Source organism: Rhodoferax sp., assembly GCF_037143375.1.
In the GTDB taxonomy this organism is placed as follows: Bacteria; Pseudomonadota; Gammaproteobacteria; order Burkholderiales; family Burkholderiaceae_C; genus Rhodoferax.
This window is the reverse complement of the sequence record NZ_JBAWYV010000133.1, coordinates 1-8,520: the sequence shown is the minus strand read 5'-3', so window position 1 is coordinate 8,520 and position 8,520 is coordinate 1. Positions and strand designations below refer to the sequence as shown.

General features: G+C 60.3%; 5 protein-coding genes and 1 pseudogene. 5 read left to right on the top strand and 1 reads right to left on the bottom strand.

The annotated features are described in order from the left end of the window. The 5 genes and pseudogenes from WCG50_RS15375 to WCG50_RS15355 form a co-directional block, all read left to right on the top strand. Nucleotides 1-2,210, top strand: a pseudogene (locus WCG50_RS15375) (excinuclease ABC subunit A); the annotation flags it as partial. A 194-nt stretch (nucleotides 2,211-2,404) separates the two neighbouring features. Further along, nucleotides 2,405-2,611: a hypothetical protein gene (locus tag WCG50_RS15370; protein ID WP_336900480.1), complete on the top strand. Its 207-nt coding sequence runs from the start codon at nucleotides 2,405-2,407 to the stop codon at nucleotides 2,609-2,611. A gap of 2 nt (nucleotides 2,612-2,613) precedes the next feature. Then, nucleotides 2,614-5,358 carry a sensor histidine kinase gene (locus WCG50_RS15365; RefSeq protein WP_336900479.1) on the top strand — a complete coding sequence of 915 codons (2,745 nt, stop codon included), beginning with the start codon at nucleotides 2,614-2,616 and terminating at the stop codon, nucleotides 5,356-5,358. 11 nt (nucleotides 5,359-5,369) lie between these two features. Then, nucleotides 5,370-5,744 (top strand): response regulator, encoded by a 375-nt coding sequence (locus WCG50_RS15360; protein ID WP_336900478.1) that lies wholly within the window; start codon nucleotides 5,370-5,372, stop codon nucleotides 5,742-5,744. Further along, nucleotides 5,741-7,906, top strand: a complete 2,166-nt coding sequence (locus WCG50_RS15355) for an exonuclease domain-containing protein (protein ID WP_336900477.1) — start codon at nucleotides 5,741-5,743, stop codon at nucleotides 7,904-7,906. Before WCG50_RS15360 ends, WCG50_RS15355 begins: the two co-directional genes overlap by 4 nt. A gap of 104 nt (nucleotides 7,907-8,010) precedes the next feature. Here WCG50_RS15355 and WCG50_RS15350 read toward each other — a convergent pair whose 3' ends face one another. After that, complete coding sequence (locus tag WCG50_RS15350; protein WP_336900476.1) at nucleotides 8,011-8,469, bottom strand: DUF2721 domain-containing protein; 459 nt, start codon at nucleotides 8,467-8,469, stop codon at nucleotides 8,011-8,013. Nucleotides 8,470-8,520 lie beyond the last annotated feature (51 nt).

Sequence of the window (8,520 nt, the reverse complement as noted above, 5' to 3'; positions counted from 1 at the left end):
TGAAAGACGATGACAACAAAGGCCGCGAGCAAACCTTTGGCGAGCCCGAGGTGGAAGATCTGGTCGATGCGGCCTGCCCGACGTGTGCCGGCACGCGTCTGAATGCGACGGCGCGGGCGGTCAAGTTTGGTGAGCAGTCGATGTGGCATCAGCTTCGTGCTGCGGCGACAACTGCTACCGCGCTCAACAGTGTCTCCAGCATCTCAGCCGTCATGCCTGCGCAGGCGGGAATCCAGCCAGTGCCTGGCGCCCATCAACACGACGGCATTGGCATCACCGAGTTGGCGCGGCTGAGCGTGACCGATCTGCGCCAATGGGTGGAAACGCTGCAAGGCTTGGGTCGCATGAGTCAGCGCGAAACGGATATTGCGCGTGACCTGGTGCCTGAGATACGGAGCCGGTTGGAGTTTCTGGAGCAGGTCGGTTTGGGCTACCTCACGCTTGACCGGGGCGCGCCGACGCTCAGTGGGGGCGAGGCGCAGCGCATCCGGCTGGCCGCCCAACTCGGCAGTAATTTGCAGGGCGTTTGCTATGTGCTGGACGAGCCGACGATTGGTCTGCATGCGCGCGACAACCAGATTTTGCTGGGCGCCTTGCAGTCTTTGAGCGACAAGGGCAACACGCTGGTGGTGGTGGAGCACGACGAGGACACTATTCGCCATGCGGACCACATCATCGATATTGGTCCTAGTGCGGGCAAGCGCGGGGGGCGTCTTGTGGCTGAGGGGTCTGTGGCTGACATTGTTCAGGTTTCTGAGTCGCAGACTGGGCGTTATCTTTTGCATGCGATGAAACATCCTTTGAAGGCGCGCCGTGGTATTTCATTGCTGCACGCTGCGGCTGACGCCGGTTCGCCGGGCACCTCATACGCAAGCGCCAAATCGGTGCCCGGCGAACCGACGCCAGCCGCGACATCGTTGGGGGATGCCGCCAGCTTGGCGGGTAATGGGGGACTCCAAAGTGCGAGCCTGAAGGTGTCAGATTCTGCAAACGCTACGGCCACCGTTCATGTGAGCGACCCCGCGTCGATCACTCAGAGCGCAGTGAATTTGGGGTCGGATGCCATTTTCGCCTTCACACCCGCCATCAAGAAGAAGAAACCCAAAGCGAAATTGGACTCTGACCCCAATTTCACGGACCCAGAAGTGCAGCGCTGGCTCACGGTCACCAACGCCACCATGCACAACCTGCAAAACGTCACCGCCAACGTTCCCCTAAGCCGCTTGGTCGCCGTCACCGGGGTGAGCGGTTCCGGCAAGTCCACGCTGGCGCGAGACGTGTTGCTCGCCAACGTGCACACTGCCGTGCAAAAGCGCAGCACCAAAGCGGGCCGCGATGCCTTGGCCGCCGGTGAGCAAATCCCGTGGGTCGGCTGCGATTCGGTCACCGGTTACGAGACTGTGGACCGCGTGCTGGAAGTCGACCAAACCCCCATCGGCAAAACGCCGCGTTCTTGCCCGGCCACCTACATTGGTTTCTGGGACATCATCCGCAAACTGTTTGCCGACACGCTGGAGGCCAAGGCGCGCGGGTACGCGGCCAACCGCTTCAGCTTCAACACTGGCGAAGGCCGTTGCGCGGGGTGCGAAGGGCAGGGCATTCGCACCATCGCCATGAGCTTTTTGCCGGACGTGAAAGTGCTGTGCGAAACCTGCAAGGGCGCGCGCTTCAACCCCGAGACGCTGGCGGTCACCTGGCGCGGCAAAAACATTGGCGATGTGCTGCAAATGGAGGTGGACGAGGCGGTCGAGTTCTTTGCCGCCATGCCCAATATTGGCCACCCGGTGCAACTGCTGAAGGACGTGGGCTTGGGGTACCTGACGCTGGGCCAACCCTCGCCGACGCTCAGTGGCGGCGAGGCGCAGCGCATCAAGCTGGTGACTGAGCTCAGCAAGGTGCGCGACGACATCACCCGGCGTGGCCAAAAGGCGCCGCACACTTTGTATGTGCTGGATGAGCCTACCGTGGGCCTGCACATGGCCGATGTCGAGAAGCTGATCAAGGTGCTGCACCGCTTGGTCGACGGCGGCCACAGCGTGGTGGTGATCGAGCACGATCTGGACGTGATTGCGGAAGCCGATTGGGTGATTGATCTCGGGCCTGATGGTGGCAACGCCGGAGGCCGCGTGGTGGCTGCCACCACGCCAGAAGGCGTCGTCAACCTGGGCACCCACACTGGCGTGGCATTGGCGTCGGTGCTGGCGCGGTAGATGGGGGTTTACCCTTGTTTTGGTCTCGGACACCGGATTACGGCTTGACTTTCAGAGGGCTGTAAGAAAGAGTCGCAATAGTGCGGGGTGTCACGGTTTTTTCGCAGGTCGTGGCACCTATTTTTTAGGGCGCCCGGGCGCAAGCAGACTGAGAAGCAAAACATGGCGATGCACACCACCGTTGAAAGAGGAAGTTGGCCTCATTAACCACACAGCGTTTGGTCGCACTGTTTGCTGGCGGCTGTCTGTTGCTCAATTTCCCCCTGTTGGGTTTGTGGGACGTGGAAACCACGGTGTTGGGCGTGCCGTTGTTACCGGCGGCGCTGTTTACCTTGTGGGCGGTTTTGATTTTTGTGCTGGCCTGGTTGCTTGAGCGCGCCGACCCGTCGCAGGACGACTAACCATGCTCTCTCCCGCACTGGTGATTGGCGCCTCGTTTGCCTACCTGCTGCTGCTGTTCGCAGTGGCGAGTTTTGGTGACTGGCGGGCGGCGCGTGGGCGCTCCATCATTTCCAACCCTTGGACATACGCCTTGTCGCTGGCGGTGTATTGCACCGCCTGGACCTACTTTGGCAGCATCGGGCGGGCCGCTTCGGGCGGCATTTGGTTCCTGCCGATTTACCTGGGGCCGATGCTGGCCATGGTGCTGGGCTGGATGGTGGTGCGCAAGATGATTCGCATCGCCAAGACTTACCGCATCACCTCCATTGCTGACTTTATCGGCAGCCGTTATGGCAAAAGCCCCACGCTGGCCGGTTTGGTGACGCTGATTGCGCTGGTCGGTATCGTTCCGTATATTGCGTTGCAACTCAAGGCGGTGTCAGCCGGTTATGCCTTGATGACGACCGTGTCTGTCAGTGGTCTGGCAGCGCCGGTGAGCTGGTTTCTGGACAGTACTTTTTACATGGCGCTGGCCTTGGCCGGGTTCACCATGGTGTTTGGCGCCCGGCATCTGGACACCACCGAGCGCCACGAGGGTCTGGTGGCTGCCATTGCCTTTGAGTCGGTGGTCAAACTGGTGGCGTTTTTGGCGGTGGGCTTGTTTGTGGTCTACGGGCTGTTTGATGGGTTGGCCGATATTTTTGCCCGGGCGCGGGCTGTGCCCAAACTGGCGAGTTTGCTGCGGCTGGAGCACGGCACCAACTTTGCCTGGACCCAATGGTTTGCGCTGACCTTGTTGTCGATGTTGTCGGTCATTTTTTTGCCGCGCCAGTTTCAGGTCATGGTGGTCGAAAACGTGCGCGAGAGCCACTTGCGCCGTGCGGTCTGGGTCTTTCCGCTGTATTTGCTGGCCATCAATGTGTTTGTGTTGCCGATTGCACTCGGCGGCTTGCTGTATTTTGGGTCGACGCCGATGAACGCCGATTATTTTGTGCTGTCGCTACCCTTGGCGGCAGGGCACCCGGCGCTGGCGCTGTTGGCCTATATTGGCGGTTTGTCGGCGGCCACCGGCATGGTTGTGGTGGAAACCATCGCGGTTTCCACCATGGTGTGCAATGAATTGGTCATGCCGCTGCTGTTGCGCACCGCGCATTTCAGGTCCGAGTCCAGCCACGATTTAACCCGTGTGCTGCTGGCCATTCGTCGCACCGCCATTCTGGGGGTTCTGGTGCTGGGGTATGTCTACTTTCACCTGGCTGGCGAGGCCTATGCCTTGGTCAGCATTGGCTTGATCAGCTTTGCCGCCGTGGCCCAGTTTGCACCCGCCGTGCTGGGTGGTTTGTACTGGAAGGGCGGCACGCGCCTGGGCGCGCTGGCCGGGTTGTTGGCCGGGTTCCTGATGTGGAGCTACACGCTGATGCTGCCGTCCATTGCCAAGTCGGGCTGGCTCGGGAGCGAGTTTTTAAGCCAGGGCCTGCTGGGGCTTGATTTGTTGCGGCCAGAGCACTTTTTGGGCTTGAACGGTATGGACAACCTGACCCATTCCCTGTTCTGGAGCCTGTTGGCCAACATGGGTGCTTATTGGTGTGTCTCTTTGTGGCGCCCGCCCTCGGGTCAGGAGTCGAGCCAGGCCTTGTTGTTCGTGGATGTGTTCAAGCGCACCGCCACGACTGGCCCGGTGTTTTGGCAGGGGCGCGCCAATTTGCCTGATCTGCAGCGCTTGTGTGAACGCTACCTGGGCGCGGTCAAGGCCCGTGCCTTGTTCGAGGCGTATGCCCGTAAGACCGGGGTGCGCCAAGTGGCGGCCATCCGGCCCGACGCGCGCTTGGTGGAGTTTGTTGAAACCCAGTTGGCTGGCGCGGTGGGCAGTGCGTCGGCCCGGGTGCTGGTGGCCTCCAGCGTCGAAGAAGATACCCTGACCCCGGACGATGTGCTGCGCATTCTGGACGAGACCTCGCAGGTGCGGGCGCACTCCCGCGAGCTGGAAGAAAAATCAGAGTCACTTGAGCGCGCCACCACCGAGTTGCGCCAGGCCAACGAGCAGCTTAAGAGCCTGGACCGTTTGAAGGACGACTTCATGTCCTCCGTCACCCATGAGTTGCGCACACCGCTCACCTCGATTCGGGCGCTGGCGGAGTTGTTGCGCGATGACCCCAAAATGGAACTGGCACAGCGGTGCCAGTTTTTTGACATCATCGTTAGCGAAACCGAGCGCCTGTCACGGCTGGTGAACCAGGTGCTGGACATGGCCAAGATCGAGTCCGGGCACGCCGAGTGGCATACCGATGCGGTGGACATGCGGGCGCTGGTCAATCAGGCCGTGTTCACCACCTCGGAGATGTTCAAGGAGCGCCAGATTACCGTTGATGTGAATATGCCCGAGACGGTGCCGGTGCTGATGGCAGACCCGGACCGATTGATGCAGGTGATGCTGAACCTGCTCTCCAACGCCGCCAAGTTTGTGCCCGTGCCCGGTGGTCGGGTTGGTGTAAGCCTGACTTGTGACGATACCGGGTTGACCGTGTCCGTCACAGACAATGGCCCAGGGGTAACTGCAGAACAGCAGGGGCTGGTTTTTGAGCGATTTCGCCAAGGTGGGGAAGCCACCAACCGCCCGCAGGGAACCGGTTTGGGCTTGCCGATCAGCCGCCAGATCGTGGAACATTTTGGCGGGCGGCTGTGGTTGGAATCGCACCCGCCCGATGGCGCCTGCTTTTCGTTTTGCGTGCCCTGGAAGCCCCAAAATGGCACTGAAAAAATAGAATAAGGAGATATATTTTGAGTTTGAAAATACTGGTGGCCGACGACGAGCCCAACATCGTGATTTCACTGGAGTACCTGCTCAAGCGAGAAGGCTATACGGTGGTGATTGCGCGTGACGGGCAGGAGGCGATTGACGCCATTACCCGCGAGCAACCCGACCTGGTGCTGCTGGACGTCATGATGCCCAAAAAGACCGGTTTTGAGGTCTGCCAGGAAGTGCGCGCCAGTGAAGCTTTGCAGGCGACCAAAATCCTGATGCTCACCGCCAAAGGGCGTGACACCGATGTGACCAAGGGGCTGGGGCTGGGCGCCGACGCCTACATGACCAAACCCTTTTCAACCCGTGAGCTGGTGCTTAAAGTGGCGCAGATGCTGGGCCATGACGCATGAAATTTGACCGACGGCTGATTCTGGCGATCGTGGTGATTGGCCTGGCCACCGTGGTCTGGCTGCTGCTGACCATGGGCCTGATTGCCTCGACCCTGGAGCCTGCGCAGCGCACGCTGCTGGTGGATCAACTGGCCCCGCGTTTTGCGCTGATTGGCCTGACATGGGTGTTTGGCCTGGTGGCGATTGGGGCAACACTGCACTGGTTGTTTCGGCGCTACGCCCGGGCCCCGGCGCGCTTGCTGGAGCAAACCCGCGTGTTGCTGGCCGCCCCCAAAGCGGCGCCCATGTACCACGAAGGCACCACCGAGACGCAGGCGCTGGCCGAGGCTATATTTAAATTAGCCACCCAGCGCGACACCTTGCGCGAAGACGTGGCAGCGCAAATCGCGCAGGCTAATCTGAGTGTGCAACAGGAAAAAAATCGCCTGGCCGCGCTGATGGCCGAACTCACGCAAAGCGTGGTGGTGTGCAATCTGGACGGCCGCATCATCCTGTACAACAGCCGTGCGCGGATGCAGTTCAAAACCTTGTCACAGGTGCCCACGCTGGCCGGTGGCGCCGAGTTGATCGGCATCGGGCGCTCCATTTATGCGGTGTTTGACCGGCAACTGGTGGCCCACGCGTTGGAAAGCATCCAGCAGCGTCTAAACCGTGGCGCGGGCAGCCCGTCGGCGCAGTTCGTCACCACCACGCAAGCCGGGCAATTGCTCAAGGTGCAAATGGCACCGGTGCGCAATGTGGATGATTCTGAAGGCGCGGCAGAAATCAATGGCTTTGTGTTGATGCTCGACAACGTCACCCGTGCGTTTGAAGAAGAGCACCTGCGCGACCAGTTGCTGCACGGGCTGACCGAAGGCAGTCGCTCCTCGCTGGCCAATATTCAGGCGGCGGTCGAGATGCTGGCTTACCCTGATCTGGAAGCCGACATGCGCGAACGCTTTTTGACCGTGGTGCGTGAAGAAGTCAAGAGCATGAGCGGACGCATCACCGACATGACGCAAAAATCCACGCAAGGCCTCAAGGCGCGCTGGCCGCTGGAGGAAATGATGGGCGCCGACGTGCTGCTGGCCGCCCAACGCCGCATCGAGGCGCGCACCCAGCGCAACGTGTCGCTGGACAACGTCGACCCCACCCTGTGGCTTAAGGTCGACAGCTTCAGCCTGACGCAGGCGCTGGATTACCTGGCGATGCGCCTGGTGGATGAGTTTGACATCCGGTTTTTCCGGTTGCGGCTGCAAGCGGTGGGCGAGCGTGCCCAGCTGGACCTGATCTGGACCGGCCAGGCCATGAGCACCGAGACCGTGATGAGCTGGGAAATGGACAGCATGCGCTTTGGTGCCGAGAGCACACCCCTGACGGTGCGCGATGTGGTCGAGCGCCACGGCGGCGAAATGTGGTTTGAGCGCGAGCGCATTCGCCACGAAGCGTTCTTCCGGTTTTTGCTGCCTCTGGCCACGGTACAGGAGCAACTCGAAGCCACGCAGATTTTGGAAAATGACAGCCGCCCCGAGTATTACGACTTCGACTTGTTCAAGTCCACAGACCAAAGCAACGCGCTGGAAGACCGCCTGCTCAGTGAACTGGTGTACACCGTGTTTGACACCGAAACCACCGGCCTGAATCCGTCCGGCGGCGATCAAATCATCCAGATTGGGGCGACACGCATTGTCAACAGCAAGCTGCTGCGCCACGAAAGCTTTGAGCAACTGGTGAACCCCGGGCGCATGATTCCGGCGATCACCATTCCGATTCACGGCATCACCCAGGACATGGTGATGGGCAAACCCGACATCACCGAGGTGCTGCCTGCGTTCTACACCTTTGCCCAGGACACGGTGCTGATCGCACACAACGCTGCGTTTGACATGAAGTTCCTGCAGCTGCAAGAGGCCGATACCGGGTTGGTGTTCAACCACCCGGTGCTTGACACGCTGCTGCTGTCTGCCGTGGTGCACCCAAACCAGGATGCGCACCGGCTGGAAGCCATTGCCGAGCGCTTCAACATCACGATACTGGGTCGCCACACTGCGCTGGGCGATGCCTTTGTGACGGCTGAGGTCTGGTTGCGCTTGCTCCCTCTGTTGCAGGCCATGGGCATCCACACCCTGCGCCAAGCCCGTGAGGCGGCGCAAAAGACCTATTACGCTCGGTTGAAATATTGAGCGTCAAAGGCCTCTGGTTGGCTTTTGAGTTGCATCGAATTGCTATGTAATTTATAGCTGCTAACGCTTTGTACACGGGGTCTACAGGCCGATTTGTTATAAATTCAGGTAGAAGGGTGCTTGGCCCGGCCAAACTTGAGAACCCGGGTGGCCAGCAATGTCTCGGTTAAAAATCCCAGCAGCGCCATTAAAAAACACACCACGCCCGCCAGAAACGAGATGGTGGCGAGTTTGAAAATCTGGATCTCGGTGGTCTCGCCGATGAACAGGGCCACGATCGTCAGCCCGATCAGGATGGCGCAAAAAGTGAGCAGCGCAATCGAGACATTGGCCAGTCGTCCGCGTTGCTGCAAACGCTTGAGTTCCGTGAAGGCGGTCAGCATGGCGTCGCTCGCCGGCGCCGCGTCAATCCGTTCTTCAAGAATGCGGGCGCGGTCGATGATGCGTGCCAGTCGCCCGGCCACGGTGCCAATCATGGCCGCCACGGCTGTGAGTAGGAAAACCGGGGCCACGGCGAGTTGAATGCCGTGCGTGACCGTGCTGAGATCAGATGCAAAAAACATGAAGATTCCTTAAATATTGGCGATGCGCCGGGTGCGGATTAACGCCACTAG